The 25,997-nt window shown below is 65.0% G+C and carries 24 protein-coding genes; 9 read left to right on the top strand and 15 right to left on the bottom strand.

Annotated features, from left to right (window positions below):
- Positions 1-82: 82 nt before the first annotated feature.
- Complete coding sequence (locus AC3IT0_RS07565) at positions 83-454, bottom strand: NAD-dependent epimerase/dehydratase family protein (RefSeq protein WP_489323745.1); 372 nt, start codon at positions 452-454, stop codon at positions 83-85.
- Positions 455-534: 80 nt separating this feature from the next.
- Here AC3IT0_RS07565 and AC3IT0_RS07560 point away from each other — a divergent pair, with 80 nt between their 5' ends.
- The 4 genes from AC3IT0_RS07560 to AC3IT0_RS07545 all read left to right on the top strand — a co-directional run bounded on the left by AC3IT0_RS07560 (position 535) and on the right by AC3IT0_RS07545 (position 5,607).
- Positions 535-1,188 carry a ScbR family autoregulator-binding transcription factor gene (locus AC3IT0_RS07560; protein WP_489323121.1) on the top strand — a complete coding sequence of 218 codons (654 nt, stop codon included), beginning with the start codon at positions 535-537 and terminating at the stop codon, positions 1,186-1,188.
- A 326-nt stretch (positions 1,189-1,514) separates the two neighbouring features.
- Positions 1,515-2,378 (top strand): hypothetical protein, encoded by an 864-nt coding sequence (locus AC3IT0_RS07555; RefSeq protein ID WP_489323120.1) that lies wholly within the window; start codon positions 1,515-1,517, stop codon positions 2,376-2,378.
- Between the two features lie 70 nt (positions 2,379-2,448).
- A complete protein-coding gene (locus AC3IT0_RS07550) occupies positions 2,449-3,600 on the top strand; it encodes a hypothetical protein (RefSeq protein WP_489323119.1) in 1,152 nt (383 codons plus the stop codon).
- Positions 3,601-3,603: 3 nt separating this feature from the next.
- Positions 3,604-5,607, top strand: coding sequence for an ABC transporter ATP-binding protein/permease (locus AC3IT0_RS07545; RefSeq protein ID WP_489323118.1), 2,004 nt, complete (start codon positions 3,604-3,606; stop codon positions 5,605-5,607).
- An 82-nt stretch (positions 5,608-5,689) separates the two neighbouring features.
- On the opposite strand, the gene AC3IT0_RS07540 is transcribed toward AC3IT0_RS07545, so the two are convergent.
- From AC3IT0_RS07540 to AC3IT0_RS07530, 3 genes are read right to left on the bottom strand one after another with little or no spacing between them, the layout of a single operon-like run.
- On the bottom strand, positions 5,690-6,064 hold the full coding sequence (locus AC3IT0_RS07540; protein ID WP_489323117.1) for a DUF6262 family protein: 375 nt from the start codon (positions 6,062-6,064) through the stop codon (positions 5,690-5,692).
- Positions 6,054-7,991: a tyrosine-type recombinase/integrase gene (locus tag AC3IT0_RS07535; protein ID WP_489323116.1), complete on the bottom strand. Its 1,938-nt coding sequence runs from the start codon at positions 7,989-7,991 to the stop codon at positions 6,054-6,056. Before AC3IT0_RS07535 ends, AC3IT0_RS07540 begins: the two co-directional genes overlap by 11 nt.
- Positions 7,978-9,126, bottom strand: coding sequence for a site-specific integrase (locus tag AC3IT0_RS07530; protein WP_489323115.1), 1,149 nt, complete (start codon positions 9,124-9,126; stop codon positions 7,978-7,980). The genes AC3IT0_RS07535 and AC3IT0_RS07530 overlap by 14 nt, the downstream gene beginning before the upstream one ends.
- A gap of 259 nt (positions 9,127-9,385) precedes the next feature.
- On the opposite strand from AC3IT0_RS07530, the gene AC3IT0_RS07525 reads away from it, so the two are divergent.
- Complete coding sequence (locus AC3IT0_RS07525; protein ID WP_489323114.1) at positions 9,386-10,621, top strand: heparan-alpha-glucosaminide N-acetyltransferase domain-containing protein; 1,236 nt, start codon at positions 9,386-9,388, stop codon at positions 10,619-10,621.
- 61 nt (positions 10,622-10,682) lie between these two features.
- Here the strand turns inward: AC3IT0_RS07525 and AC3IT0_RS07520 are convergent, their stop codons facing one another.
- The 7 genes from AC3IT0_RS07520 to AC3IT0_RS07490 form a co-directional block, all read right to left on the bottom strand.
- On the bottom strand, positions 10,683-11,162 hold the full coding sequence (locus AC3IT0_RS07520; protein WP_489323113.1) for a hypothetical protein: 480 nt from the start codon (positions 11,160-11,162) through the stop codon (positions 10,683-10,685).
- Between the two features lie 3 nt (positions 11,163-11,165).
- The gene (dapB, locus tag AC3IT0_RS07515) at positions 11,166-11,936 is read right to left on the bottom strand and encodes a 4-hydroxy-tetrahydrodipicolinate reductase (protein ID WP_489323112.1); all 771 of its coding nucleotides are present in this window, start codon (positions 11,934-11,936) and stop codon (positions 11,166-11,168) included.
- Between the two features lie 112 nt (positions 11,937-12,048).
- Positions 12,049-12,510: a molybdenum cofactor biosynthesis protein MoaE gene (locus AC3IT0_RS07510; protein ID WP_489323111.1), complete on the bottom strand. Its 462-nt coding sequence runs from the start codon at positions 12,508-12,510 to the stop codon at positions 12,049-12,051.
- Entirely contained in the window at positions 12,500-13,057 is a 558-nt protein-coding gene (locus AC3IT0_RS07505; RefSeq protein WP_489323110.1) for a MogA/MoaB family molybdenum cofactor biosynthesis protein, read from the bottom strand. The genes AC3IT0_RS07510 and AC3IT0_RS07505 overlap by 11 nt, the downstream gene beginning before the upstream one ends.
- Positions 13,054-13,548 carry a cyclic pyranopterin monophosphate synthase MoaC gene (gene moaC / locus AC3IT0_RS07500; RefSeq protein ID WP_489323109.1) on the bottom strand — a complete coding sequence of 165 codons (495 nt, stop codon included), beginning with the start codon at positions 13,546-13,548 and terminating at the stop codon, positions 13,054-13,056. Before moaC ends, AC3IT0_RS07505 begins: the two co-directional genes overlap by 4 nt.
- Positions 13,536-14,780, bottom strand: a complete 1,245-nt coding sequence (locus tag AC3IT0_RS07495) for a molybdopterin molybdotransferase MoeA (protein ID WP_489323744.1) — start codon at positions 14,778-14,780, stop codon at positions 13,536-13,538. The genes moaC and AC3IT0_RS07495 overlap by 13 nt, the downstream gene beginning before the upstream one ends.
- A gap of 23 nt (positions 14,781-14,803) precedes the next feature.
- On the bottom strand, positions 14,804-16,336 hold the full coding sequence (locus AC3IT0_RS07490) for a molybdopterin-dependent oxidoreductase (protein WP_489323743.1): 1,533 nt from the start codon (positions 16,334-16,336) through the stop codon (positions 14,804-14,806).
- Between the two features lie 250 nt (positions 16,337-16,586).
- On the opposite strand from AC3IT0_RS07490, the gene moaA reads away from it, so the two are divergent.
- The 3 genes from moaA (at position 16,587) to AC3IT0_RS07475 (ending at position 19,725) form a co-directional block, all read left to right on the top strand.
- Positions 16,587-17,717: a GTP 3',8-cyclase MoaA gene (gene moaA / locus AC3IT0_RS07485; protein WP_489323108.1), complete on the top strand. Its 1,131-nt coding sequence runs from the start codon at positions 16,587-16,589 to the stop codon at positions 17,715-17,717.
- 4 nt (positions 17,718-17,721) lie between these two features.
- Positions 17,722-17,988: a MoaD/ThiS family protein gene (locus AC3IT0_RS07480; protein ID WP_489323107.1), complete on the top strand. Its 267-nt coding sequence runs from the start codon at positions 17,722-17,724 to the stop codon at positions 17,986-17,988.
- A gap of 189 nt (positions 17,989-18,177) precedes the next feature.
- Positions 18,178-19,725: an HNH endonuclease signature motif containing protein gene (locus AC3IT0_RS07475; protein WP_489323106.1), complete on the top strand. Its 1,548-nt coding sequence runs from the start codon at positions 18,178-18,180 to the stop codon at positions 19,723-19,725.
- A gap of 138 nt (positions 19,726-19,863) precedes the next feature.
- Here AC3IT0_RS07475 and AC3IT0_RS07470 read toward each other — a convergent pair whose 3' ends face one another.
- A complete protein-coding gene (locus AC3IT0_RS07470; RefSeq protein ID WP_489323105.1) occupies positions 19,864-21,003 on the bottom strand; it encodes a helix-turn-helix transcriptional regulator in 1,140 nt (379 codons plus the stop codon).
- Positions 21,004-21,211: 208 nt separating this feature from the next.
- Here AC3IT0_RS07470 and AC3IT0_RS07465 point away from each other — a divergent pair, with 208 nt between their 5' ends.
- Positions 21,212-21,493 carry a hypothetical protein gene (locus AC3IT0_RS07465; RefSeq protein ID WP_489323104.1) on the top strand — a complete coding sequence of 94 codons (282 nt, stop codon included), beginning with the start codon at positions 21,212-21,214 and terminating at the stop codon, positions 21,491-21,493.
- Positions 21,494-21,608: 115 nt separating this feature from the next.
- On the opposite strand, the gene AC3IT0_RS07460 is transcribed toward AC3IT0_RS07465, so the two are convergent.
- From AC3IT0_RS07460 to AC3IT0_RS07450, 3 genes are all read right to left on the bottom strand, one after another.
- Positions 21,609-22,070, bottom strand: a complete 462-nt coding sequence (locus AC3IT0_RS07460; RefSeq protein ID WP_489323103.1) for a DUF1579 domain-containing protein — start codon at positions 22,068-22,070, stop codon at positions 21,609-21,611.
- Positions 22,071-22,101: 31 nt separating this feature from the next.
- The gene (locus AC3IT0_RS07455; protein WP_489323102.1) at positions 22,102-23,445 is read right to left on the bottom strand and encodes a M16 family metallopeptidase; all 1,344 of its coding nucleotides are present in this window, start codon (positions 23,443-23,445) and stop codon (positions 22,102-22,104) included.
- Between the two features lie 111 nt (positions 23,446-23,556).
- Positions 23,557-25,809, bottom strand: coding sequence for a polyribonucleotide nucleotidyltransferase (locus AC3IT0_RS07450; RefSeq protein ID WP_489323742.1), 2,253 nt, complete (start codon positions 25,807-25,809; stop codon positions 23,557-23,559).
- Between the last annotated feature and the right edge of the window lie 188 nt (positions 25,810-25,997).

Below are 25,997 nucleotides of genomic sequence, written 5' to 3'. Positions count from 1 at the left end.
TCCTGCGCAGAGACGACCATCTGAACACTTGCCCTGACGCTGTTGTCCGTCACGATCTGGTAACGCCTTGATCTGACCAGGGCTACGACCGGCCGGAAGATTGGTTTGTCCTTCCGGACGTCCCACCACCGAGGCCTTCCGTAGCCAACTCGCCGAATTTGCGAAGAACGTCGGTCGAGGGTTGCCTCAGGGAAGCCTGCGGACCAACGCTGACATGTCCTCGTTGAACACCGTACGAGGATGCGTTAATCACGACATCCGCGCCGCCAACTGCACGGAAGACTGATACCTCGTCCCTCACTTCCTCGAAGTGAATCGCCTGGCAGCCCTCTGAAACCATTCCGGTTGACCGCCTTGCTAGGATCGAAACCAAGACGTCGTCACGGGCCCTGAGCGCCTGGAGGATCCGACTTCCGATGAAACCGGTGGCTCCGATTAGAAGGACCTTTGTCATCCAAGGTGCCGGCTCGCTGCAAAAAGCCCACGGGTGAACGCCGTGAGAACATGCGTAATTACCAGAGTTGAGGTTCATTTATGGTCCTTCAGGATCGAGCAAAAGCAACGCGAGAGGCGATCATTGCCGGGGCGGCAGCGATCTTTGAGGAGCACGGCTACGGCAGTGCCAGCTTGAGCCAGGTAGCCGAGGCGTCCGGGGTAACAAAGGGTGCCCTTTACTTTCACTTCAAGTCGAAGGACGACTTGGCCAGGGCGGTCATCGAAGAACAGCATCGCTTGGTTGTGGCAGAGAGTGAGGGCATCCTCTCTGAGCACTACCCTGCCCTGGTGACCGTGATCCTCATGTGTCGCGCATTTGGGCTCAAGCTCGTCCACGAGCCGGTGGTCAGGGCCGGCATCCGGCTCACGATGGAGGCCACCACCTTTGGCCTGCCCGTGAAAGGGCCTTACGAGGATTGGATCGCCACCATGGAGCAGCTGATCAGCCGGGCCAAGGGAGAGAAGCAGGTGCGGTCCTCCGTGGCCCCGGCAGTTCTTGCCAGGTATATTGTCGCCTCGTTCACCGGGGTTCAAATGGTTTCCGAGGTCCTCACCGGTCGCACTGACGTCATGCAGCGGATCGAGGAGATGTGGCATCTACTACTGCCCGGGATCATGCATGAAGACGTCCAGGAGGACCCGCAGGCACTGTCCGGACTGGTGTCCACCGGATATTCGGTTCCGGTGCGATGATCGTCGGTCTGATGCCCACGAGTGCACGCATCAGAAACTTTCCGTTGGCTTGAATGGAGGCCCCGGCCCTCGTAATTCCGTGCCGGTAGTCAGAGATTAGGACAATTGGTTACGCCAACCAAACCGGTCATCCGTATTGTTATTTCAATCGACCGCTCATACTCTTGGAGGGCGGCAGTTTCTGGACAACCGTTCGACGCACGCAAACTCGCAGATTCGCACAGAGAAATGTGGAATCGTGAACCACGTTTCATCGGTAACCGGCGAACCGTTACCACGGTAATTAGTAGCCAGAAATGGGCCAAGCATTGAAAAATTCCCAACGCGTGACTGCGATAACTCTTGCGCTGGCAAGTGTGTGGATGGCCGGTTGTGGTGTCGGCGGCAATGAAGCCACCGATGGGGTGGGGCGCGCCAAGCTGGACCGGGCGGCTTCCACGATCATCATGCCTTTGGATGAGTACGACATCTCGGATGCCGGTTGGGCTGCGATTTCCCGGGCCCGCGAGCTTGCCTTCGCCAACTGCATGGCTGAGCTCGGAGTCATCGACGCCAACCCCCCGGAGTCTCTACTCAGCGAGGATCGTGACTACGGGTTGTGGAACGTTGAGCGGGCCAGCATATACGGATTCGGGTCCGTTCCTGCGGATGAGGTACCTGCTGCCGCGGAGGAGCCTCCAGGTGTATATCGTGAGTTGGATCCGGCATGGGTCGAAGCCAGGACCTCGTGCATCCGGTCCCTCGCGAGTGAACTTGAACCCTTCTCCCCGCCGGATGAACTCACCAGCAATCCAGCGACGTTTCAGGTCAAGATGGAAGCCCACAAGTTGGCCGAGAAGGATCCGCAGTGGAAAGTGCATCGTGACGAGTGGTGGCAGTGTTTGAAGAACGTCGGGCTGATAGCACCCCCCGAAGAGGATGCGTGGTCCAGCCAGCAGACGAGGGACCTTACTCGCGGCATGGCGGATCCGAATAATCCCTCGTCGGCGGAGAAGGAGGAGCAGATCCGCCTTGCGGTGAAGGAAGCGACCTGCAACGAAGAGACGGCCCTTACCCAGAAATTGGGAGATATTGAGGCCGGCTACCAGGAGGGCTTGATCAAAACACGGCAGGCAGCGCTCAACGAACAAAAGTCCATGAATCTGGAATACGTTGCGAAGGCAGAAAAGTACCTTGCAAACCACCAGTAGGCAGGCACCAGGGCCAGCGGACACCACCGGCCAGACGTTCCGATCCCGGCGGGTCGCCTATCCATTGCGCGTGGCTGTCGTCACCGTGCTGGTGGCGTTGCTTCTGGCAGCGGCTTTTCTTGCCGGGCGTTTCATCCAGGCGCCTCCCCGCGATGCCATTCAATCGGCGCAGCAGCCGATCGATGTGTGGTCGGCGGTTGAAACCAAAGTCGTCGATGACCGGGTGACGTTTACGGGCCGGGTTCAGGCGGGAACCGACGTCAGCGTTGTGGTGGCCTCCGATGCCGTGCCAAATGTTGTGGTGCGGCAGGCCCTCGCAGTTGGGGACCATGTAGCGGCCGGAAGCCTGGCGGGGGTGGTGTCCGGTCGACCGTATTTCTTCCTGCCGGGACCGCTGCCCCTGTACCGTGATGTCTCGCTCAACGACAAGGGCGATGACGTGCTGGCCCTACAGACGGCACTCGGAAGCATCGGCTATCGAGTGGAGCCGAGCGGTGTGGTGGACCAGCTCACCCTAAATGCTGTGAAGGATCTCTTTGTTGCCGCAGGCTTCACCCTGCCCGATCTCCCTGCTCCATCCCAGGATTCCACCGCTGGCGGGGCCGAATCGAAGGCCGGGCAGCCCGCCTCCGCAGCCAAGATCCCATATATCCCGTTCCGGCAGCTTCTGGTGATGCCGACAGCGAGTGGAGCGGTTGCCACGTCCGCTCCGGTGGGAGCCGAAATCGCTGCTGACACCCCTCTCCTGACGATCCGTACGACGCCCAGCTACGTGGCGTTCACTGCCGACGTCGCCCAGGCAGACCGCCTCCAGATAGGCCAAAAACTCTCCGTCCGGCTCGACTCCAAGGAATTCCTGGCCACCGTGGCAAACATCGGGGCCTTCCAAGAAGGAAAAGAAGGAACCAAACCGGGCAAGCCCATCTCTCTGGCCCCCTCAGAGGGAGGCGATCTGGAACTTCCGGTCGGCCAGGCCGCGACCATAGTCACCGTCGGAGAGACCGAGGCATCCCTCTCCGTTCCTCTCATCGCTGTCCGTGAGGACGCCAGCGGACACTACGTCACCAGGCGCGTAAGCGCTGCAGCCCAAAACCCCAGCGGATCCTCACCAGCCCTGGCCGCCGTGGAAGAACGTATTGACGTCAACGTCCTGCGAACCGGTGGAGGCTACGCCGCGATCAGCGCCGAGCTGAACGCCGGCGATCAGGTCAAGGTGTCCTAACAAATGACCCTCCTTGACCAAGCCGCTGAGGATGTCCGGCATCCGGCACCCGGCTCCCCGCTGCTCTCGCTCAGGGACGTGTCCCGACGCTATCCCGGCAACGACGCCCCCACCATCGACGGGATCTCCCTTGACATCCATCCCGGAGAGTTCGTTGCCATCGTGGGCCCCTCGGGATCCGGAAAATCCACACTCCTGAACATCCTGGGCCTACTGGATACCCCCACCGGAGGCGAGTACAAGGTGCTGGGCCTGAATACGGGCTCCATGAACGAGAAGGAGCTCAACCATCTCCGCTCGGCAGCCTTCGGATTCATTTTTCAATCCTCACACGTACTGGGCGACGAATCGGTCCTTTCCAACACCGCCATGGGGCTACGGGTCCAGCGGGTCCCCATACGGGAACGGACCCGGCTCGCTGCCGACGCCCTCACCCAGCTTGGACTGGAAGCCAAGACCATGGCCAGGGCAAAACTGCTCTCGGGTGGTGAGCGGCAGCGCGTCGCCATAGCCCGTGCGATTGCCACCTCACCGGCCCTGATCCTTGCCGATGAACCAACAGGGAACCTGGATTCCGAGAACAGCCAGAAGGTTGTCGAGCACCTCCGCAGTCTCCACCAGGCAGGGGCCACGGTGGTGATCATTACACACGACATGGACGTTGCCGCCGCGGCCACCCGCCGGATCAGCGTTCTGGACGGAAGAATTGTTCAGGACGCCACCACCAGCCTTGACCAGCCAACGGCCCCGGCACTCCACCGGGCACCCCTCGCCACCTTCGAACAGAAAAGCGGACGACTGGGCCCGTGGGGATGCCTGGTCGATGACGTTCTTGCCGCCGTGTCGGCCCTTTCGACGCGCGGCGTCCGGACACTGTTGCTGATGCTGGCTTTCGCGCTCGGCATCGGCGGGCTCGTGACCTCGGCAGGACTGAGCGAAACCGCATCAGCCCAAATCAGCAACCGCCTGACCGCCGCCGCCCTCGATGAAGTCCGGGTCGACCTGGACAACCCGGCACCCCTCCTCAACACGGCCAGTCAGCAGCTGAGCCTGGACCTGCACAAGATCACCAGCCTGCCCCATGTGGCCGGCGCAGGATTCCTTGCCACGGTCGACCCCGCGGACACTTGGATTTCCCGGTTGCACCCAACGGGCCAGGAACCACGCCAAGCCATCGGGCTGGCCAGCGCCTCCACATCCCTCATGAACCTGGCAACCACCCAGGTAACACCCGCCACCAGCGCCCACCTCCTGGAAGACCCATCCGTGGGACCCGTCGCGCTGGTCTCCAAGAATGCTGCCACGGCACTGGGCCTGCCCGTCCAGGACGGAATGACCCTCAGCCCCGGATACGCCGTCTGGATAGACGGGGTCCGCGTACCGGTGGTCGGCTCATTTGAGGTAAACGACCGGTTTCAACAGCTCGAAAATTCTGTCGTCGTCAGCCCTGGTGTCATCGCCAATAACGCGGACGTTCAGCTCTCCCTCATCATACGAACGGAGATGGGGTTCCCCGCGGCCGTCGCCCGCGCCGTGCCTATCACCCTCAACCCCGCAAGCCCGGGAAGCATCAAGACTCGAACCGTCGCCGATCTCGACGCGCTCCGGTACGGGGTGTCCAATGACCTTGGCATATTCGTCGGAATCCTTTCATCTGTACTCCTCGCCCTGACCGCCGCCAGCGCAGCCACAGTTATGTACCTGACCGTCCAATCCCGAACATCGGAAATCGCGCTCCTCCGGGCCATCGGAGCCAGCCGGGGATTCATCGGGCGCCTCTTCATCATCGAAGGACTCCTCATCTCCTCGATGGGCGGCGCCATTGGCGTCGCCCTGGGCATCGCCGGGACACTGTTGGGCGCCGCCGCCCAAGGATGGACCCCCGTGCTCGCGAGCAGCCTTCCCCTCATCGGCCTCGGCGCCGCGGTCTGCGCCGGACTCCTCAGCTCCCTCTACCCGGCGTGGGTGGCCAGCCGGCAAAATCCCGCAACAGCCATCAGAAATTAAACCCCCGTTCCACACTCAATTCCCTGAGCACAGGCCCGGACCGTGCACAATCAAGTGCACCGAGACAGGGATCATGGCAACGTCAGCGTCGGGCGTCGCGCAGCGCTCCGTGCGCCCGTGCCAGCCGCTCCTGTAGACGGCGATTCTCGTCTGTGAGCTGCCGGATGCGTTGGTGGGCCAGTTCAAGCCGCCGGTGCATCGACATCTCGGACGCCCGAACAGACGACCCCGCCGGCGACGTTCTATCCGGTCGTTTCCGCTGGTGGAGCTGCTCCAACAGGTCCGGCTGGGTGTACAGCCAGGACCGTGACACTCCCGCTTTTCTGGCTAGCTCGCTGACGGTCGCGGGTTGGGTGGTTTGGTCCAGTTGCTTGAGCGCCTCCTCCACTTGTTGACGCGCTTTCTCTGATCGCTGGCGAGCGGCGGCCAGGAGGTGATGGGTGTTGTCAGTTCGCATCGTTGATGCTCCCGTCCTCGGCGCTTTGGATAGTGCCGATGATGCTTTCCAGATTGGCCGCGACGCGTCGGTTCATTTCGACAACCCGCGTTTGCCCTGCCGTCTCGGCGTGGGCAATGAGCCGATTCGTGGAGCGTAGATGGTCGAGATGCTCTGACAGGAAGTCAGGGGTGGTGACGAAAACGGGGCAGGTCAGGCAGGCGTTGGCGTGGGGGCAGGCCTGCTGCAGTGGCAGTCCGCAGTACCCGTTGGGCAGGGCCATGGTGACCCGGCCCAGGTTTTCTTTCATCCAGGCCGCGTCATTGATCGTGTCATCCTGCCCGGCGCTGATGGTTTCGCCGTGGATGTTGATTTTCGTTGCTTGTTCCCAGTGACGACGGACGGTTTCGTCCTTCAGCCGCGCGTAGCGGGCGGTCATCTCGTGAGATTCGTGGTCAAGGAGCCGGCGGACCACTTCCTGTGGGACGTCGGCGTTGATAAGTCGTGTCGCGTAGGTATGGCGGAGTTGGTGTGCCGTGAAGCGGAACGGATGGCCCTGTTCATCATGGAGCCCGATCATCGTCTGCCAGACCTGGATGAGGCCCGCGGCGGTTCCGGGGTTCCATGGCCGGTCCCCACTTCGGGACTTTCGAGCAGGGGCAAGGTAGAGGGCCTCCGGCATGACGGCGCGGACGGCCTGTGTCTGCTGGGTGATCGCGGCGGCCAATTTGTCATCGATGGGCAGGGTCGCTTCGCGGGACATCTTGTGATTGAAGTAGCGCAGGTAGGGGGCGTTCTGGTTGTCGGTGAGGAGGCAGTCGATTTCCAGGCGGTATGTATCGGAAAGGCGAAGCCCGGTGCGGATGAGTATTTGCATCATGAGCCGGTGTGGCTGCTCCAACTGTTCGAGCGCTTTGGGGTCTTCGATTTGGGCCATGACGAACTCCGGAAGTGCCCGGGGCAGTGCTGCCGGGCGGCGGGGATGGTCTCCCATTCGGATCCCGGCAGATGGTGGCAGCGTTGGTTCCCAATTGTTTTCCCGGACCGCGCGCAGGAACAAGGCGGTCGAGCTCAGGGAGTAGCTGCGGCTGGCGGGACTGAGGCGGAGCCGAAGCAACAGGTTGAGATAGACCTCGATGCTTTCCCGGGTGAAATGCTGCACTGCGCCGTTGGCACCGGCGTGTTCGGTGAAAGCGTCAGCCAGCCGTTGAAGGGCTGTCATGTCCCGGTTGAGCTGGGAATAGCTCGTGCCGGTGGAGATCCGCCAGCGTATGAACCGTTTCGCGAGCAGCCTTAGCCACGGCTGCGGCATGGTGTTGAACCGCAACCTGCCCTGCTGGCCGGTCCTGCCCCTGAATCCCATGACCTCGAGCCGCCAGACATCGCGCTCGAATTCCGACGAAGCGTTGGGCGGTTCCAGAAAATGTTCCAGCGCCGAGGACAGTCCCGCGTGTGCCCGGCGTACCGCCGACGAAGCCTCCGGGAGTTCGGTGATTTGGTCGCCGGAATGGCTCAGTAACGACCCTGCCTCCCGTTGCCTCAGCGTGCTGAGCAGACTGCGGAGGTCCTGTGACCGGAACCGTTGCCGATCCCTGGGTTGGGAAGCCAGGAGCTGGATGGCCAAGGCCAGCTCGATGCGTAGCCTGTCCGGCAAGCCGCCCAGATCCAACCTTTCAGGTCTGGTAGCCGGCCCCGACAATGCCTGGAATTCATCGAGACCAGGCTGGCCGAGTTTGTTCCACCGGTAGAGGTGCGTCTGGCACATCTGCTTGGTGCGGAGGAATCGGACGCACCCTGCAATGCTGCAGAGCGGGAACAGGTTTCCCGCCAGGTCAGCGTCATCGAGGACAATCACAGCGGCATCAAATTGGGGTGAAAGGGCAAGGCGCATCCGTGGCAGGGCGTCGCCCGGGCCCGTGGGACCGCCTCTGACTTCACGTCTGGTCATCAGCGGCCCCCTTTTGGTTCGGACCGAAAGTATCGCCGTCGGTCTCTGGCTTGTCGGGCAGCCAGCCCGCCGATGCCAGTGCCTTCCGCACGTGCCGGATGTCGAGGTGGGAATAGGTGTCGATCGTGGTCGCGACCGATGAGTGGCCCAGCAGTTTCTGGACCACCTCAGACGGGACGTTCCGCCGAAGCAGGTCCGTGGCATATGTGTGGCGGAACTGGTGCGGTGTGAAGTGAAACCCCGTGCGGGCTCTAAGCCGGGAGACCAGGTCAAGGGCCGCCTGATACGTCATCGGACGGCCCACGGGCTCCGACCAGAGATTCACGAAGACATAGTCGCAATCCAGCGTGCCGTACTCGTCGAACAGGTAATCGGCGAACATCCGTACCAGACCGGGCTGGACGGGAATATCACGGTCGCCGGTCTTGGCCCTGGCGTTGTTGGCGTTCCGCCGGGACCGCACCCTGACAATGCACTCAGCGGCGTCGATGTCCTCATGCCGAAGCCCAAGCGCTTCACCGATCCTCATCCCGGTTCCAGCCAGCAGGGCGAAAAGTAGCCGGTCCCGCAGGTGGTCGCACGCATCAAGGACTGCGGAGACCTGACCCTGGCTGAGCGTCCGCGGTATCCGGGCCGGCTTCCGCCGCTTTAGTTCTTTCCCAAGGCGGGCCGAACCACCAAGATGGGCAAGCAACGGCTTCCACGATCCACTGCTGCCACGCCGGCGCGACAGCGGCATGAACTCGAAGGCCGCCCCGTGTTGCTGATGAAACTGGTAGAACGACCCGACCGCAGATAACTTGCGGTTGATCGTCGTCGCCGAACAATGCTCCGCCGGGCCCGTCAGGCGCCGCAGTTGTCCCGATCGCTCGGCGGGAGCGAGTCGCAGCCAGTTGGCGAAGCGGCCAAGGTCCTCCAATTGCACGTCCCGCCACCGGACCTGGGACTGCTCGAGAAAGGTGAAGAAGTCCCGCAGATCGAAGGCATAGGACCTGACGGTCCCGGGCGACCGGTCCACAGCACCCAGGTGGGCAAGAAATCGGTCCACTGGAGCCACGACGTCGTACGAGGGGTCTGTGACGGTCCAGGACTCCTCTCCATCTTGCTGAATCACTCGTTGAACGGACCAGGGCATGGCGGCTCCTTGGAATCAGGATCATGTGACCGGCATCCGTTCTAACAGGCCAAATTGACGGATCCGTGAACTCGTGGACAACACTCCAGATAACGCTTCGCACAAGCCCGCGTGACTGTCGTAGGCCGCCCGTAGGCTACGTCAAAGACATCCAGCCAAGGGCTGAAGGAAACATATATTCGAACACAAGGTCTACAAGACCGTGTTTCCGGCCGGCTCTTGACAGCCGCCACAAAGGTTGGTGTGAGAACATCGCCTCATGACGTCCCGTGCCCCGGCAAGACCCTCGCGGGTGCCTCGAACCTCACGGGCCGCGGGCCGGCTCCGCGGTATTGACGCAGCCCGGGGGCTGGCGCTCCTTGGCATGATGGCCACGCATCTGCTCCCCACTTTCGAGGCAAACGCCGACCTCACCCCCACGTGGATCGGCCTGACCTTCTCCGGCCGCGCGGCAGCCCTGTTTGCCGTGTTGGCGGGCGTGGGCCTGGCACTGTCCACCGGCAAGCAGGTGCCGCCGGAAGGGACTGCCCTGAACGCAGCCCGCCGCGGCATCGCACTGCGCGCCCTGGTGATTGCCGCCGTCGGGCTCTCACTGGGCGGGCTGGAAGTGAACCTTGCGATCATCCTGGTCCACTACGCGGTGCTGTTCCTGTGCATCCTGCCGTTCCTGGGCCTGAAGCTGAAGGCGCTGTGCGCCTGGGCCGCCGGCTGGATCGTGGTTTCCCCGGTGCTCGCATATCTGCTCCGACCCTGGCTTATGGCAGCCAATCCGCCCCTGAACCTGGGTCACAACCCGTCCTGGGAAGACCTCTCGACGCCCTTCCCTCTGCTGGGGGACCTGTTCCTGACCGGCTACTACCCGGTGTTCCAGTGGCTGTCATACCTGCTGGTGGGCCTTGTCATTGGCCGGCTGGCGCTCACCAAGGCGATGGTTCCTGTCCTGCTGCTCGCAGGCGGGACTGCGGTGGCCGCACTGGCCAAGGCTTTGGGCACGGCCGCAATGGAGAACTGGGGCGGCCGGGCCGCGCTGGAGGCAGTCCTGAACGCCCCCGGCTACCCGCTGGACAGTGTCCTCCAGGTCAACCTCACGGGAATCCGGCAGGAAGGATCCTGGTGGTGGCTGGCCGCCGCGGCGCCGCATTCGGCCACCACCCTGGATCTTGTGCACACGTGCGGCGTGGCCGCCGCCGTCGTGGGTGTGTTCCTCCTGCTCGGCAGGCTGGCTGACTGGTTGGATCTGGACCTGTTGCTGCCGCTGCGCGGTGCGGGAGCCATGACACTCACGCTCTACTCGGCGCATGTGTGGGTGGTTTCGGCGTTCTACCTGAAGCCGCTGCCCGCCGGCTGGACCGAGGAGGGGGTGTACTGGGCGCATGCCGCGACGGCCATAGCCGTGGGCATCGTCTTTGTACTCCTGAAATGGCGGGGACCACTGGAGCTCGTGGGCCATGCGGCCAACCAGCTGGGGCGCGGCGGACGAGCCGGTGCGCGCTAACCTGGCGCGGTGACCTGCCGCCGCGGCGCGGGCCGCGACGCGCAGGCGCCTGGGCCGGAACCTAGGCCGGAACCCGGCCGCGGAACAGCTTCACGGCGTCGCGCATGGACGCGCGGGCCCGTTTACGGTCCCCGGCAGCGTCATAGGCGCAGCTGAGCCGGAACCACGAACGCCAGTCACCGGGTGCCGCTTCGGCCTCGGCCTTGTACTTTTCGAATTCCAGATCCGCCGCCGAGCGGACGATCCGGCCGGCCGGTGTGCGCGGCAGTTCGTCTACCGGGAGCCCGCCTTCAGCCTCCAACACCTTGGCCATCTGTTCCGTGCGCGCACCGAACAGCAGTTCGCGGATCATCGCCCAGGCGCCGATGGCGGGGAGGACCAGATAGGCAGCCCCGATGGCCTTGGCGGCGGGGTTGCTGTCCATCAACAAGAGCACGGAGCGCTGGAAGGACACCACCAGGTAGAAGACCAGCAGGAGCGTGACGGCACCCACCCAGATCTTGGTGCGGTTCTTCCGGAAAACAGCCAGGAACTCGCCCACGGCCTAGAGCCCCAGGTCCAGGTAGCCGTCCAAGCCCACCGTCAGGCCCGGATGCGCGGCAACGTTGCGCACACCAAGCAGCACGCCGGGCATAAAGGAGGCACGGTCAAAGGAATCGTGGCGGAATGTCAACTGCTCCCCCGGGCCGCCAAGCAAGACCTCCTGGTGGGCCACCAGCCCGCGCAGCCGGACGCTGTGAACGCGGACTCCCTCAACGTCGCAACCCCGCGCGCCGGCGAGTTCGCTGGTGGTCGCGTCAGGACTGGGCGGAACGTCCGCCGCCTGGCGCTCGGCGGCAATGAGCTGTGCGGTGCGGACAGCGGTCCCGGACGGCGCATCAACCTTTTCCGGGTGGTGCAGTTCGATGATTTCCACGGACTCGAAATATTTGGAAGCCTTGGCGGCAAAGGCCGAGGCCAGCACGGAGCCGAGGGCAAAATTGGGGGCGATCAGCACTCCGGTTTCCGCGTTCTCCGCGAGAAGTGCTTCCAGGGCAGCGAGCCGGGTGGAGTCCCAGCCGGTGGTCCCCACCACCGCGTGCATGCCATGTTCGACGGCGTAGCGCACGTTCGCTTCGGTGCTCTCGGGGACGGTAAGGTCCACCACGATCTGGGCACCCGACGTGGCCAGATCGTCCAGCGAGTCGCCGCGTCCCAGGGCGGCTACGAGCACGAGGTCGGAGGCGGCTTCAACGGCCTTAACGGCTTCGGCGCCCATGCGCCCGTTGGCGCCCAGGACAGCCACGCGGGTGGGCACGGAGAGTTGTTCGGTCATGAAGTTAACCCTACCGTCGGGCCGGGTGCGGGATTGAACCGAAGGCTGTGCGTTACCTCGCACGCGGCCGGGAACGCCCATGCAGGTCCTGGCCAACGGAGACCAGCAGGGGTCAGCTGCCTGCGCCCACCCATTCCACCGTGCCGTCGGCGAAGAACTGTTCCTTCCAGATGGGGACCTGCTCCTTGATGCGGTCCACGAGTTCGGAACAGACGGCAAAGGCCTGTCCGCGGTGCGCTGCCGAGACCGCGCAGACCAGCGCTGGATCTCCGATTTCGAGCATGCCGATGCGGTGGGCAGCCCAGATCCGCACGGGCTGCGTGGCGGTCCCGTCGCCGGCATGTTCGGCAGCCAGGCGGGCGACGACGTCGGCCATCACCTGGTGAGCCGTGGGGTGCGCACTGTAACTGAGCCGCTCCACTGCCTTGCCGCCGTCGTGATTCCGCACCACGCCGCTGAAGCTGACCACGGCCCCTGCGGTGTCAGACTCCACTGCAGCGATGGCCTGGTCCACGGAAATGGGTTCCGCGCTCAGTACCGCGTGGACCACTTCGAAAACCGATTCAGTGCCCATGGCCGCCCTCCAACTGGTCGCACAGGTGCCCGATCAACGGGTCCAGCACGGACAGGCCGTCCATGACCCCCTTGGGTGACCCGGGCAGGTTAACAACGAACGTCTTTCCCGCAGCTCCGGCGTGGCCGCGGCTGAGGGCCGCCAGCGGAGTTTTGGCCGCGCCCGCCTGTCGGATGGCCTCCATGATGCCCGGGATTTCCCGGTCCAGAAGGGGCAGCGTGACGTCAGGCGTGCGGTCGTCGGGGCTGAGACCGGTACCTCCGCTCGTGATCACGACGGCGGGATGCTGGGTGAGGAGGGCCCGGATCGCCGCGCCAACGGACTCGCCATCCGGCACCACCATGGCGGGGTAGGCCTCGAAGCCGTGCTCGGTGAGCCAGTCGATGATGACAGGCCCGGTTTCATCCTCATAGATGCCAGCCGCAGCCCGGGTGGACGCGATGACAACCCCGGCCTTGCGGCCCTGCACCTCGCCGTGCGTGTGCGGCTCCGGCAGGTGGGGCTGAGGCGTGTGCGGCTCCGGCAGGAACGTGCTCTCAGTGCTCATAGTGTCCAGTCCCCGCTCTTGCCGCCGCTTTTCGCCAGCACTTTGATGTCGGTCAGCACGGCGTGCTTGTCGACGGCCTTAATCATGTCGTACACGCTGAGGGCGGCCACGGAGACCGCCGTCAGCGCTTCCATCTCAACGCCCGTGACCCCACGGGTCTTGACCGTGGCCAGGATCGTCACGGAGTCGGTTCCGAGCTCGAAGTCCACGGTGACTTTCGACAGCGGCAAAGGATGGCAGAGCGGGATGAGTTCGGGGGTCTTTTTTGCGGCCATGATGCCGGCAACCCGCGCCACGGCCAGGGCATCACCCTTGGGCAGCCCGCCGGATCCGAGCAGGCCCAGCACTTCGCCGGTGGTGCGGACGGTGGCCATGGCGGTGGCTTCCCGGGTGGTTTCGGCTTTCGCGGACACGTCCACCATCTGGGCGCTGCCGTCCTGGCGCAGGTGGGTCAGCGCGGACTGGCTATGTTCTGGATTCACAGCATCCATACTTCCACCTCGTCACCCTCGGCGAGCGCCGAGACCCCAACGGGCACGTGCACCAGCGCGTTGGAGCCGGCGAGGGCGTGCATAAGGTGGGAGCTTTCGCCCCCCTCAAGACGGACGGTTCCGTCCCCCTGGAGGGTTCCGCGCCGGACCTGGTGCTTGTGTTCGGGAGACGAAAGGCTGTGGCCCAGCCGCGCACGGACAGGGATCCGCGGTGCAGGCGAGCCAAACAGTTCAGCCAGCACGGGCCGCAGGAACATTTCGAAGGAAACCAGGCAGCTGACCGGATTTCCCGGGAATCCCAGGAAGGGCACCCCGTCGAAGGTCCCGATGCCCTGCGGACCACCGGGCTGCATGGCTACGTGAAGGAACTCGGTGGACTGGCCTTCCATGGCCTGGCGGACTACTTCGTAGGCTCCCTTACTGACGCCGCCCGCGGTGACGATCAGGTCCGCCGCACCCCCATTACTGCGCAGCAGTGCCCGGAATTCGTCAGGATGGTCCGAGGCGATGGCCGTGCGCACCACGGCCAGGCCCGCTTGGCGCATGGCACTTTCGAGGAGGGTTCCGTTGGAATCGTAAATCTTGCCGGCTGGCAGGGGCTGGCCGGGTTCCACTACTTCGTCGCCCGTCGTGGCCAGGAGGACGGTCACCGGCCTGCGTACGGTAACTTCGGCGAACCCCAGGGCCGCCAGCAGCCCCAGCTGCGCCGGGCCGAGGAAGGTTCCCGCGGACAGCGCCCGCTCCCCCACCGCAATATCACTTCCGGCCGACCGCACGAACGTGCCGGCCGCCGTCGTCGGCAACCACACAGTGGTTGTTTCCCCCGGGGCGGGGAACCGGTCCGGCACGGCACGTTCCACGGGCACGACGGCGTCAGCACCGGCAGGAATCATGGCTCCCGTCATGATGGGGGCGGCAGTGCCACGGTCGAGGGCCGCCGGCACGGCACCTGCCGGAACGGGGACAACGACGGGCAGCTCCGCACCGCCGTCGGGCACGTCCAAGCTGTTGACGGCAAAGCCGTCCATTTGGGAGTTGGCGAACGGCGGGAGGCTCAGGGGGGCCATCACGTCCTGGGCGAGGCCCTTGCCCAGCGCGTCGCGAAGTGACAGCGTTTCCGTCCGTCCCTGGGCCAGCAGGGGCGTCAGCAGTTCGGTGACTGCGGCGCGGTGCAGGGCAACGGACCAGGCTTGGTGGTGTGTGTGGCCGTGCTGGTGCGGAGGGCTGTGCATGGTCCTGCCTTCGGTCCGGGCCGTCATGGATTCACGTCAACTCTAATCGTGTGGAAGCCGGTGGCCCCGTCGGGAGCAACCGGCCGCCGTTCCTCCACCTGAGGCTCGCCGTTGAGGTCCGTGGCGCGGACCTGGACCTCGTACTGGCCCGGCGTCAGCTCGATGCCAAGCTGCCACTGGTACCAGGTGTCCAGCGAAATCCCGGGTGCGAGGCGGGCCTCCTGCCACGGACCGCGGTTGACGCGGAGTTCCACCTTGCCGATCCCGGTGTGCTGGGCCCACGCAACGCCGCCGAACATGACCGTTCCGGCACCCACGCGCCGGCCGGTGCGGGGCACGTCGATCCGCGAGGACGTTTTGATGGGGCCGCGGTCGGACCAGCCGCGCGGGGTCCAATAGCCGACGTCGTCCGCGAACCTGGTGACGCGGAGTTCCGTGAGCCATTTGGTGGCGGAAACGTAGCCATATAGGCCGGGCACGATCATCCGGACCGGGAAGCCGTGTTCCAGCGGCAACGGTTCGCCGTTCATCCCCACAGCGAGCAGGGCGTCCCGCTGATCGGTGAGGACCTCCAGCGGGGTGCCTGCCGTCCAGCCGTCGGAGCTTCGGGACAGCACCATGTCCGCACCGGCTTGGGGCCGGGCAAGGGCCAGCAGTTCCCGCACCGGCCAGCCAAGCCAGCGGGCATTGCCGATCAGGTCCCCGCCCACTTCGTTGGAGACGCACGCGATGGTCACGTGCCGTTCGATCAGGGGCTTGGCCAGCAGATCCGCCAGGTTCAGGTCAATGTCCTGTTCCACCAACCCGGTGACCCGGAGTACCCAGGTTTCGGGGTCGAGGGAAGGGACGATCAGGGCGGTGTCGATCCGGTAGAAGTCACGGTTCGGTGTGACCAGCGGCTGCATTCCGTCCAGGCTCACCTCGGCGCCGGCCGGGATGGCGGGCGCTTGCGAGGCTGCGGCAGGCAGCCGCAGTTTCTCACGGGCAGTGCTGATCCCTGCGGCGGCACCTCGCCAGACCGCGGCCACAACCCCGCCCACGGCGGTGGCCCCGGCACTCGCAGCCAAGACCTGCAGGAACGTGCGCCGCCCGGCGGTTGTTGCTGTCCCCGCGGCATTTTCTGTCCTTGCGGCACTTTGCGCCCCGACGCCACCGACGCGCAATCCTTCGCGGAGCCGGCGGATCAGCCATCCCAGCAGGAGCGCGCCGGACAGGCCTGCGGCCAATGGCACGACAGCCGCGGCGGGGGTCATCTGGGCGCGGGTTAGGACCGCTATTAGCCCTACCAGCCCGAAAACAGCGATCACCGCTGCACCGAAAAACCGCCTGCGCTGTTCCAGGATCCCGGCCAAGGCCCCGACGGCGACGATGACCAGCAGCATCCCGCCCACGAACACTGCCTTGTCGGCGGTGCCGAACAGGGAGATCGCCCAGTCCTTCACCCCAGGCGGAACAGCGTCGATCACGGCCCCGCCTACTGCCGTCAGGGGCGAGAGGGACGGACTGAACAGCCCTGCCAGGAGCTCCCCTATTACGACGGCGGCGCCGGCAGCCACTGCTCCCGACACGGCGGCCCAGCGGCGGCTGCCTTGAGCGGCACCGTCGGTTCCCGAGCGCCCTGGCGAGGTGGCGCCGTCGTCGGCCACTTCCTGCACGGGATGGGAACTGTTCACCTCTCCAGCATAGGTTCGCCGGGCCCCCGGCAGCGCCGGGTTCGCCACCGTTCAGGGGGACTTCCGGCAAATGGACCGGATCCCGGGCGTCATGGGCGTGATCCCGGACGTAAACGTGGCGTAGCCTGAATTCATGAGTGTTCAGCTAGGCATGCCGCAACCCCGGGAAGGTGCAGGGCCGGGCCTGCCGCCTGCCCGGCCGGCTGGCGTGGCGCCGGGGCTGCTGGACCAATACGGCCGCCGGGCCACGGACATGCGTCTGTCACTGACGGACAAGTGCAACCTGCGCTGTACATACTGCATGCCGGCCGAGGGGCTTGAATGGCTGGCCAAGCAGGCTGTCATGTCCGCCCAGGAGATCGTCCGGATTGTCCGGATTGGTGTGGACCTGCTCGGTGTCCGCGAACTGCGCCTGACCGGCGGGGAGCCCCTGGTCAGGGCAGACCTGGTTGACATCATTGCGGCCCTGCGAAGCAATCATCCGGAGCTGCCGATCTCCATGACCACCAACGGCGTGGGCCTGGACAAAAAGGCTGCCGCGCTGAAGGCTGCGGGATTGACTCGCATCAATGTCTCACTGGATTCGCTGCACGAAGAGACCTTCACCAAGCTGACCCGGCGCCCCTTCCTGGACCGCGTCCTGGCAGGCGTGGACGCCGCATGGGCGGCCGGTCTGGGCCCCGTCAAACTCAACGCCGTGCTGATGCGGGGCATCAACGACACCGAGTCGCCGTCCCTGCTCGCCTGGGCGCTGGACCGCGGCTACGAACTCCGGTTCATCGAGCAGATGCCCCTTGACGCGGACCACGGCTGGACGCGGCGGAACATGATCACGGCGGCCGAGATCCGCGACTTGCTCTCGCGCGACTTTGTGCTGAGTCCCGATCCCCGCGCTCGCGACGGAGCCCCCGCAGAGCGCTTTGAAGTACGACGCCGGGTGGCCGGGGCCGCGGCGCCGGCGCCGGAAGCTGGCGGGCCGGTGCTGGGTACCGTGGGGATCATCGCGTCCGTCACGGAGCCGTTCTGCGCAGACTGCCGTCGCACGCGGATCACCGCCGAGGGCAAGATTATGAGCTGCCTGTTCTCCCGTGAGGAGTTTGATCTTTTGGGTCTGCTGCGGGAGGGCGCCAGTGACGAAGCCCTGGCTGAACGCTGGCAGGACGCCATGTGGGTCAAGCCAAAGGCCCACGGCATGGACCACACGGGTCTCGGCGCACCGGACTTTGTCCAGCCGGACCGCAGCATGAGCGCCATCGGAGGCTGAATTCTTGAACGTACGTTACTTTGCTGCTGCACGCGCCGCCGCGGGGGTGGAAGAGGAGCTCTTCGACCTCCCTGCAGGGGCAACAGTGGCCGACTTGTTGCAGTCAGTCGTGGCCGTGGACCGCGCCGAACCGCCTGCCGGCACTCCTCCCCTGCAACGCATCCTGTCCCGGAGCAGTTTCCTGCTCAACGAGGTTGCAGTCCGGGACCGCACAACTGTGTTAAAACCGGGCGATGTGGTTGACGTGCTGCCTCCTTTCGCCGGCGGGTAGGACACCTCGCAAACAGCGCGAACGGACACCTAAGAACCACTGCGCGCGAGGGGACACTTCGGGCCCTGAACTGCAGCGACCCCGCTGGAAGCTCGGATCGAAGCTTTGAGCGTTCTCCTAGTCGCAGAGTTATGCACATAGCCATTCAGCCTCGCCGTTATTGTCAGACCCTCCGGGGATGATTTGAGTATGGATAGCAGAGCAGCTGTGGCGAAGGCGGAGGCACTTGCGGTGTCCTTTACCGACCTTGCTGTGGTGCTCCGTGAATCCGCCGATGCCTCGATTCCGTGTGCTGATCCGCTGCGCCGAAGGGCTGAGATGGCCCTGCAGGTGCTGGCTGAAGTTGGCCGCGGGGAGGCGAAGTTGGCGGCCCTGAAGGTCCATGCGGTAGCCGATTATGCCGACGCCGCCCAAGTCCTTGCGGGCCAGGCCCAGTCGCCGCAGGACAACCGCGGGCAGGAGATGGCCGTGGTCGCCGAGGTCGCGTGTGCCCTGACAGTCAGCGAACGCAGTGCCGGTGCCCTGCTCGGCGAATCGCACGTCCTGACCACGGCCCTGCCGTTAACGTTCTCGGCGCTCCAGGCCGGCACGATCTCGTGGCAGCACGCGAGGATCATGGTCGACGAAACCACCAACCTCGACCCCGCCGGTGCCCAAGCGCTTGAGGCGCATTTCCTGGACCCCGGCGCGCCCAACCCGGCACGGGGTCCTGCCGGTGAGCTCATCCCCGGGAGGTTCCGGCACAAGGCCCGCACCTGGCGGGAGCGCCACCACCCGGTCAGCATCGAAAAACGCCACACCCGCAGCATGGCCGACCGCCGGGTGGAGTACGCCCCGGACCGCGACGGGATGGCCTGGCTCTCCGCTTACCTCCCCGCCGATCAGGCCGCCGGGATCTGGGACCGCACCACCACCGCCGCCCGCGCCCTCCAAGGCCCGGACGAAGGGCGAACCCTCACCCAGCTCCGCGCCGACACCATCGCCACCTGGCTCCTCGGCGGCACCGGTGATGGGAGTGGTGAAATGGGCAGCGGTCTTGCTGATGGTGTTCCCTCGCCGCGGGCGCAGGTCCTCGTCACGGTTCCTGTGATGTCGCTGCTGGGCCTCACCGAGGAGCCGGCCATGCTGGACGGGTACGGGCCGATCCCGCCGTCCATGGCCCGCCACCTGATCGCCGAGGGCGCAGAGTCCTTCCACCGGGTCCTGATCGACCCCCGAGACGGCGCACCCCTGGAGATCGGGCGGACCAGCTACCGCGTCACGAAAGCCCAACGCCAATGGCTACGGCTACGGGACGGGAATTGCCCCTTCCCGGGCTGCAGCAACCAGTCCTTGGACAACGAGGCGGACCACATCCTCGCCTGGGCCCACGGCGGCACCTCCGGCATCTCAAATCTCGGCCAGCCATGTCCCCGGCACCACAGGCTCAGACACACGAGCGGCTGGACACCCAAAGCAGCCACCACGAACGAACCACCCGGCTGGATATCACCGTCCGGACGCCACTACCAAAGCGAACACCCCGACTGGGAACCACCGACGTGGCCATCAAACATCCCCATGCCCGACGCAGGCACGGGCGCCGATCCGGACCTGGAATCAGGACTCGACCTTGCGCTGGGCTCTAGCCTGCCACCGGCCCAGGACTTCGCCACAGGCACGATTTACCCGGACCGCGCCGCGCACCTGGAAGACCCCCTGCCGGGCTGGCTTGATAGGCCCTCGGGCGCCCAATAGGCGCCTGAGTTTTTTGGCCAGCTCGGACCGCCGGTGCCTGCGGAACGCCGTCCAGTACAAGTCGGCGAAGGACAGCCATTTGAGCTGGGCCCATCAGGCGCGCCCGGTTTTCAGAGGTTCGGTCACTGGGCCGGTCGGTCACTGGGCCGTTCCCATTGCCAGTGCCAACAACGTCGTGCGGCTATGGACGCCGCACGTGTCGAAAATCTGTTTGAACTGATCCTGGACGGTGTAGGCCCCAATCCCCAAGGCAGCCGCCATGGAGTTGGTGTCAGCGCCACTGGCAGCAAGCTCAAGTAATTCCCGCTGCCGCGTTGTCAGTCCGAAGCTCCGGGCAAACATATCAAGCCTCAACTCCGGCGGGCATGCCTGGATGGTGACAGCCAATGGCGGAATGGCTGCAGTGCTTGTGGAATCCATCCGGCTGGCCTGGAGTATGGCCCACTGGCCCGACCCTACATGCACACGGGCAGACGCAGGATGGCGATCCACGCCCGCCTCACGCGCCAGCAACTGGGCAGCGACGTTGAGGACCTCGGCCGGTACGCGCTGAAACGGACGCGGGCCAGCTTGAAGCACTCCCAGCCACTCCTCCACAGAAGCCGTTCCTCCCACCACCGCCATGTCCGCATCCAGAGTCAGCACAGCCTGCTGAGGCAAGTTCGGCCTCGGACCTCCGCCGGTGGCTGATGCCCGCGCACGGACAGTATGGCGTCCTACGGGGTCGGATCCGCGAGACCGTTCCATGGCAAACTGCCGGGCTACCGACCGACGAAGGGCGGGCGTCACTTCGTGCACCACGTCACCAACGTATTCCATTTCCTCGACGCTAAAGGGATCGTCCGGATCTGTTCGCCAGAGGTCAAGCCAACCCCAACACCCGTGTTTATCCGCCAGCACTGCGAACAGGACATCGGTCACTCCGTAGCGCCTCATCAGTCCATCCCACACCAGGCTTCGTGATGGATCGCCCGCAGTTTCCCGCAGCAACGTCGTCACGGGCGACGGTCTGGTCGCCAACTGCGTCCACCGACCCGCCAGCGTCAGATACTTAAGGCGGATCAGCAACGGTAGTTGCTCCGGGCACGGAATCCGGGCCATGGGCGAAATCCCCGTCGCCGTCAGCGGGTCTGCGAGGGGCCACACGAAGGCGCTGAACGGAAGCACCCGGCCTACTTCAGCGAGCACCGCGGCGCGTAATGAGTGGTGATCCGGGGCGGAATCGCCGATGAGCCGGATCCGTTCAAGGCTCCGGTTCCAGGGCCTGCCGGGGGTCATTACCCCAGTATGCGCTCTGTCGCCATTACCGGCGCCTCCTGCCAAGACCCCCAGATTTCTGGGATACACGCCAAACCGGCCAGCGGTTACCGTGACAGTACGCAACGCAGCGGAACCGTGCGGATTCTCCCGGCAGAGGACTGATGAGGAAAAGCACGGAAGCAAACAAGTGCGATCAACTGACGCGATCCTCTAAGGAGAACCCGGAATGTATACCCTACAAATCGAACATGGCATCAAGGACTTTGGCATGTGGAAAGCGGCCTTCGACCGGGATCCGGTGGACCGCGCCGCGTCCGGCGTCGTCCGTCACCGCATTTCCCAGCCGGTGGATGATTCCCAGTACGTGGTGGTGGAACTCGATTTCAACGAACGTGCCCAGGCTGAGCAATTGCTGGCGAACCTGAAGAGTAAGGTGTGGAATTCCCCCTCCGCCGCGCCCGCCTTGAACGGCGCGCCGCGGACAAGGATTCTGGAATCAGCAGGCTGAGGGTCGGTTCTCGGCAGGACCTCAAGTGTCCGCTCGCGCAGAGGTGGGGGCTTAACTGTCCTCTCGCGCCAACAGGCAGGGCCTCAAGTGTCCGTTCGCGCAGGGGCGGGACTGTTCAGATGCGGCGGCACTCGGAGGTCATGAACGGGACAAAGTCCTGGCCGTCGCCGAGGCGCAGCTCCGCGGTGTGGATCAGCACGCCGTTGTCCACGCGGAATGTATGGCGGGCAGTCCCCCGGTCACTGTGGCGCTCGACCCGCAGCACACCCTCCACCCACGTGCAGCGGACCGGGGCTCCCGGCGGCTGGCCCATGCTGTCCACGTGGTACCAGAGGATGTCGTTGTGGTCGCGGTCGACAGTAAAAACGCCGTGGCCTTCAAAGTGCGTGCCATCAGCTTCGGTGTGCCTGTAACTTTGCACGACGGCGTAGCCCGCGGCTGCCCTGGTGTAGCTGATTTCCGCCGAGGCGGTGCGCTGGGGCCCCCAGGTCGACGCGTCGAGCCGGGTGGTGCCGCGCCAATGGCCCAGGAAGTTCTCCAGTACGGCGTGCACCGTGCCCGGCTGCGGAACGTTCATAGGTTCATTATGGCGGGCGCACGCCTGCCGGTCAGAGACCGAAGGTTTCGGTCTCCTCGAACGGGCCCACCACGGTGACGGTCCGCGGCGCGGCTGCCAGTTCCCTGGCAAGCTCCTGGACCTCCTGCGCGGTGACAGCCTTGATCTGCCGCAGCGTCTCGTCGATGTCCTGGTATTCACCTGACACCAGTTCAGCGCGGCCCAGGCGGGACATGCGGGAACCCGTGTCCTCCAGTGCCAGGACGATTCCGCCGCAGAGCTGGCCTTCTGCCTTGCGCAGCTCGTCGTCGGAGATCCCGCCTTCGGCAAGCTTGTCCAGCTCCAGGCCCAGCAGGTCCAGCACCTGGCGGACCTTGGACGGAGTGCACCCTGCGTACATCCCGAAGTAGCCGGCGTCCGCGTAGGAGGAGGCAAAGGAGTAGGTGGAGTACACCAGGCCACGCTTTTCGCGGATTTCCTGGAACAGCCGCGAGGACATCCCGCCGCCCAGGACGGCGTTGAGGACGCTCATGACGTAGCGGCGTTCATCGGTGGCCACAATCGTGGGGCAGCCCATGATGATGTTGGCCTGCTCCACCGCACGCTTGATCACATGCAGCCCGGCGGTGCCGGTGATGTCCGCACGCTCGGTGGAGCGGCGATCCACCGGTGCGGCGTCCGGTTCAAGTGACCACCCGGCAGTGTGGAGGGCGTCCACCACAAGGCGGCAGACGACGTCGTGCTCCAGGCCCCCTGCGGCAGTGATGACCAGCTCATCCGGGCGGTAGTAGCGGCGGTAGTGCTCCCAGACGGAGTCGCGGGCGACGGCGCGGATCGCGGCGGGAGTGCCGCCGATGGGGCGGCCCAGCGGGTGGGTGCCCAGGACGGCAGCCACAAAGTTTTCATGCGCAACGTCCGTGGGGTCATCGCTGTCCATGGCGATTTCCTCCAGGATGACGTCGCGCTCCTGCTCCATCTCGGCCGGATCAAGGACGGCGCCGGTGATCATGTCGGCAATGACGTCGATGGCCATGGGCAGGTCCGTGTCCAGCACCCGTGCGAAGTAGCACGTGCTCTCCTTGGCCGTGGCTGCGTTGGACTCCCCGCCCACCTCATCGAAGGCCGAGGCGATCTCCAAGGCGGTACGGCGCTTGGTTCCCTTGAACAGGAGATGCTCCAGGAAGTGGGTGGAGCCATGCTGGCCCGGGGCTTCATCGCGTGACCCGACGCCCACCCAGAAACCGATGGTTGCCGAACGCTGGCCCGGCATCGCTTCGGTGAGCACCCGCACGCCGCCAGGCAGCACTGAACGCCGGACAACGGAGCCGCCGTCGGAGCCGTGGACCAGGGTGTCGCCGGGCTGGTTCTGCTCAAGCGGCAGGGGTACAACAGTCATTGAAGCCTTTCAGGAGCGGCAGCCGGATCTGGCTGCCATCGTAACAGCGGCGGGGCCGGTGGATCATCCACCGGCCCCGCCGATTCATGCGTTATGCGCAGGAGACTGCGACTACTCGGAGTCGGCAGCGCCCTCTGCGGCGGAAGCGTCAACGCTTTCGGCGCCTTCTTCTTCGGCCACTACGGGGGACAGCGACAGCTTTCCACGGTCGTCGATCTTGGTGATTTCCACCTGGATCTTCTGGCCGACGGAAACCACGTCATCAACGTTGTCCACGCGCTTGCCGTCGGCCAGCTTGCGCAGCTCGGAGATGTGCAGCAGGCCGTCCTTGCCCGGGGTCAGCGAAATGAAGGCACCGAAGGTGGTGGTCTTGACGACCGTACCCAGGTAACGCTCGCCGATTTCCGGGATCTGCGGGTTGGCAATGGCGTTGATGGCGGAGCGTGCTGCGTCAGCAGACGGACCGTTGGTGGCGCCAATGTAGACCGTGCCGTCGTCCTCGATGGAGATGTCCGCGCCGGTGTCTTCCTGGATCTGGTTGATCATCTTGCCCTTGGGCCCAATGACCTCGCCGATCTTGTCAACCGGGATCTTGACCGCGATGACGCGCGGCGCGAACTCGGAGAGCTCATCCGGGGTGTCGATCGCGGAGTTCAGGACGTCCAGGATGTGCAGGCGGGCTTCGCGGGCCTGCTTCAGCGCTGCTGCCAGCACGGAAGCGGGGATGCCGTCGAGCTTCGTGTCCAGCTGGATGGCCGTAACGAATTCGGCGGTGCCGGCAACCTTGAAGTCCATGTCGCCGAAGGCATCTTCGGCGCCCAGGATGTCGGTGAGGGCTGCGTAGCGGGTCTGGCCGTCAACCTGGTCGGAGACCAGGCCCATGGCGATACCTGCAACGGCTGCCTTCAGCGGCACACCTGCGTTGAGCAGGGACAGCGTCGAGGCGCAGACGGAACCCATCGACGTCGAACCGTTGGAGCTGAGAGCCTCAGACACCTGGCGGATCGCGTAGGGGAATTCCTCTCGGGACGGCAGCACGGGCACAATGGCGCGCTCTGCGAGGGCACCGTGGCCGATTTCGCGGCGCTTGGGCGAACCCACGCGGCCGGTCTCACCGGTGGAGTACGGCGGGAAGTTGTAGTTGTGCATGTAGCGCTTGCGCGTGACGGGCGACAGCGAATCGATCTGCTGTTCCATCTTGAGCATGTTCAGCGTGGTGACACCCATGATCTGGGTTTCGCCGCGCTCGAAGATTGCCGAGCCGTGAACGCGGGGCAGAACCTCAACCTCGGCGGTGAGCTGGCGGATGTCCGTCAGGCCACGGCCGTCGATGCGGATCTGGTCCTTCAGGATGCGCTGGCGCACAACCTGCTTGGTGACCGAGCGGAATGCTGCGGACAGCTCCTTGTCGCGGCCTTCGAACTGGCCGGCCAGGGAAGAGGTGACTTCGTCCTTGAGCGAATCCGTTGCAACGTCGCGTTCCTGCTTGTCGGCGATCTGGAAGACAGCGGCCAGCTTCTCAGCGGCAGCGGACTCAACAGCGGCGTAGACATCATCCTGGTAGTCCAGGAAGACCGGGAACTCAACGGTGGGCTTGGCAGCGCGTGCGGCCAGGTCAGCCTGGGCGTCGCAGAGTGCCTTGATGAACGGCTTGGCAGCCTCGAGGCCCTCGGAGACAACCTCTTCGGTGGGAGCGGTTGCGCCCTGTTCCTTGATGAGGTTCCAGGAGTTGTCGGTTGCTTCGGCTTCGACCATCATGATGGCGACGTCGTCACCGGCAACACGGCCGGCTACAACCATGTTGAACACGGAGTTCTCGAGCTGGGAGTGCTTGGGGAAAGCAACCCACTGCGAGCCGTTCTCGTCGGCGACGAGGGCAACACGGACGCCGCCGATCGGGCCGGAGAACGGCAGGCCGGAGAGCTGGGTGGACATGGAGGAGGCGTTGATGGCCACCACGTCGTAGAGCTCGTCGGGGTTGATGGCCAGGACGGTCACCACGATCTGGACCTCGTTGCGCAGGCCCTTGACGAAGGCCGGACGCAGCGGGCGGTCCATGAGGCGGCACGCCAGGATGGCCTCGGTGGACGGGCGGCCTTCGCGGCGGAAGAACGAGCCCGGGATGCGGCCGGCGGCGTACATACGCTCTTCAACGTCAACCGTCAGCGGGAAGAAGTCGAAGCCTTCGCGCGGGTGCTTTCCTGCGGTGGTGGCGGACAGCAGCGCAGTGTCTTCGTCGATGTACACCATGGCTGCGCCGGCTGCCTGCTTGGCAAGGCGGCCGGTTTCAAAGCGGATTACACGCTTGCCAAAGCGGCCATTGTCAATGACTGCTTCTGAGAACTGGATTTCGGGACCCTCCAAGAGAGTCACCTCCGTTTCTTGTTTCACGGAGCCCAGCCGCATCAACCCAGTCCAGCATCTGTCTACTGGCCTGCACTGCACCCGGTCATCGATCGAGACCCACGGGCCGAGGGCTTCATTCTTCGAAGCCGTTCCCGGGGATCACTACCGAGGACCGCGAATGCGTGATGCGGTTGATCCTCCTGTTT

The sequence above is a fragment of the Pseudarthrobacter sp. KH_020_B genome (assembly GCF_057840185.1).
This window is presented reverse-complemented; position numbering and strand designations above follow the sequence as displayed.

Excerpts from the sequence above, each read along its gene's own strand:
- AC3IT0_RS07565 (WP_489323745.1), bottom strand. The coding sequence starts at position 454 with ATGACAAAGGTCCTTCTAATCGGAGCCACCGGTTTCATCGGAAGTCGG.
- AC3IT0_RS07560 (WP_489323121.1), top strand. The coding sequence starts at position 535 with ATGGTCCTTCAGGATCGAGCAAAAGCAACGCGAGAGGCGATCATTGCC.
- AC3IT0_RS07545 (WP_489323118.1), top strand. The coding sequence starts at position 3,604 with ATGACCCTCCTTGACCAAGCCGCTGAGGATGTCCGGCATCCGGCACCC.
- AC3IT0_RS07540 (WP_489323117.1), bottom strand. The coding sequence starts at position 6,064 with ATGCGAACTGACAACACCCATCACCTCCTGGCCGCCGCTCGCCAGCGA.
- AC3IT0_RS07535 (WP_489323116.1), bottom strand. The coding sequence starts at position 7,991 with ATGACCAGACGTGAAGTCAGAGGCGGTCCCACGGGCCCGGGCGACGCC.
- AC3IT0_RS07530 (WP_489323115.1), bottom strand. The coding sequence starts at position 9,126 with ATGCCCTGGTCCGTTCAACGAGTGATTCAGCAAGATGGAGAGGAGTCC.
- AC3IT0_RS07525 (WP_489323114.1), top strand. The coding sequence starts at position 9,386 with ATGACGTCCCGTGCCCCGGCAAGACCCTCGCGGGTGCCTCGAACCTCA.
- dapB (WP_489323112.1), bottom strand. The coding sequence starts at position 11,936 with ATGACCGAACAACTCTCCGTGCCCACCCGCGTGGCTGTCCTGGGCGCC.
- AC3IT0_RS07510 (WP_489323111.1), bottom strand. The coding sequence starts at position 12,510 with ATGGGCACTGAATCGGTTTTCGAAGTGGTCCACGCGGTACTGAGCGCG.
- AC3IT0_RS07505 (WP_489323110.1), bottom strand. The coding sequence starts at position 13,057 with ATGAGCACTGAGAGCACGTTCCTGCCGGAGCCGCACACGCCTCAGCCC.
- moaC (WP_489323109.1), bottom strand. The coding sequence starts at position 13,548 with ATGGATGCTGTGAATCCAGAACATAGCCAGTCCGCGCTGACCCACCTG.
- AC3IT0_RS07495 (WP_489323744.1), bottom strand. The coding sequence starts at position 14,780 with ATGCACAGCCCTCCGCACCAGCACGGCCACACACACCACCAAGCCTGG.
- moaA (WP_489323108.1), top strand. The coding sequence starts at position 16,587 with ATGAGTGTTCAGCTAGGCATGCCGCAACCCCGGGAAGGTGCAGGGCCG.
- AC3IT0_RS07475 (WP_489323106.1), top strand. The coding sequence starts at position 18,178 with ATGGATAGCAGAGCAGCTGTGGCGAAGGCGGAGGCACTTGCGGTGTCC.
- AC3IT0_RS07470 (WP_489323105.1), bottom strand. The coding sequence starts at position 21,003 with ATGACCCCCGGCAGGCCCTGGAACCGGAGCCTTGAACGGATCCGGCTC.
- AC3IT0_RS07465 (WP_489323104.1), top strand. The coding sequence starts at position 21,212 with ATGTATACCCTACAAATCGAACATGGCATCAAGGACTTTGGCATGTGG.
- AC3IT0_RS07460 (WP_489323103.1), bottom strand. The coding sequence starts at position 22,070 with ATGAACGTTCCGCAGCCGGGCACGGTGCACGCCGTACTGGAGAACTTC.
- AC3IT0_RS07455 (WP_489323102.1), bottom strand. The coding sequence starts at position 23,445 with ATGACTGTTGTACCCCTGCCGCTTGAGCAGAACCAGCCCGGCGACACC.